The following is a 1802-nucleotide window of genomic DNA, read 5'->3' on the forward strand; positions in this document are numbered from 1 at the left end:
CGCGTTTTTTAGAAAACGACAAAGCGCGCGCATTGTCCGACGGCATTTTGGCGCAGTTGCAGGACACGCGGCAGATTCCGTTTTGTCAGGAACACCGCGCGCGGATGTACCATTTCCATCAGGACGCGGAATATCCGAAGGGCGTGTACCGTGTGTGTACCGCGGCGACGTACCGTTCCGGCTATCCTGAGTGGAAAATCCTGTTTTCGGTGGCGGATTTCGACGAGTTGCTCGGCGACGATGTGTATTTGGGCGGCGTGTCGCACTTGGTGGAAAAGCCCAACCGCGCGCTGTTAACACTGAGCAAATCGGGCGGCGATACGGCGTACACGCTGGAAGTGGATTTGGAAGCAGGGGAGTTGGTAGAAGGCGGTTTTCACTTTCCGGCAGGCAAAAACCATGTGTCGTGGCGCGATGAAAACAGCGTGTGGGTGTGTCCGGCTTGGGACGAACGCCAGTTGACCGAATCGGGCTATCCGCGTGAAGTGTGGCTGGTGGAACGCGGCAAGAGTTTCGAGGAAAGCCTGCCTGTGTATCAAATTGCCGAAGACGGCATGATGGTGAACGCGTGGCGTTATCTCGATCCGCAAGGTTCGCCGATTGATTTGATTGAAGCGTCGGACGGTTTTTACACCAAAACCTATTTGCAGGTGTCGGCCGAAGGCGAGGCGAAACCGTTAAACCTGCCCAACGATTGCGACGTAGTCGGCTATCTGGCTGGACATCTTTTGCTGACGCTGCGCAAAGACTGGAACCGCGCGAACCAAAGCTATCCGAGCGGCGCATTGGTGGCAGTAAAATTAAACCGCGGCGAATTAGGCGCGGCGCAGCTTTTGTTTGCGCCCGATGAAACGCAGGCATTAGAAAGCGTGGAAACGACCAAGCGTTTTGTGGTGGCGAGCCTACTGGAAAACGTACAAGGCCGTCTGAAAGCATGGCGTTTTACCGACGGCAAATGGCAGGAAGTCGAACTGCCGCGCCTGCCTTCGGGCGCGTTGGAAATGACCGACCAACCGTGGGGCGGCGACGTGGTTTACCTTGCCGCCAGCGATTTCACCACACCGCTGACGCTGTTTGCATTGGATTTGAACGTGATGGAACTGACCGTCATGCGCCGTCAGCCGCAGCAGTTCGATTCAGACGGCATCAACGTGCAGCAGTTTTGGACGACTTCAGCCGACGGCGAGCGCATTCCTTATTTCCACGTCGGCAAAAACGCCACGCCCGACACGCCGACCTTGGTTTATGCCTACGGCGGTTTCGGCATTCCCGAATTGCCGCATTATCTGGGCAGTGTCGGCAAATATTGGCTGGAAGAGGGCAATGCCTTTGTATTGGCGAACATACGCGGCGGCGGCGAATTCGGCCCGCGCTGGCATCAGGCGGCGCAGGGAATCAGCAAACACAAAAGCGTCGACGATTTGCTTGCCGTCGTGCGCGATTTGTCCGAACGCGGCATGAGTTCTCCCAAACACATCGGTTTGCAGGGCGGCAGCAACGGCGGCCTGATTACCGCCGCTGCCTTCGTACGCGAGCCGCAAAGTATCGGCGCGCTGGTGTGCGAAGTGCCGCTGACCGACATGATCCGTTATCCGCTGCTCTCCGCCGGTTCAAGCTGGACGGACGAATACGGCAATCCGCAAAAATACGAAGTCTGCAAACGCTGGCTGGGCGAATTGTCGCCGTATCACAATCTTTCAGACGGCATCAATTATCCGCCAGCGCTCATTACCACCAGCCTCAGCGACGACCGCGTCCATCCCGCCCACGCGCTCAAGTTTTACGCCAAACTGCGCGAAACC

1 protein-coding gene is annotated in these 1802 nt (G+C 57.3%); it reads left to right on the top strand.

The window, feature by feature from the left end:
* The coding region (locus ACTHUE_RS17665; RefSeq protein ID WP_440424076.1) for a prolyl oligopeptidase family serine peptidase at positions 1-1802 on the top strand (1802 nt) is incomplete at both ends.

Source organism: Neisseria sp. P0021.S005 (genome assembly GCF_051956955.1).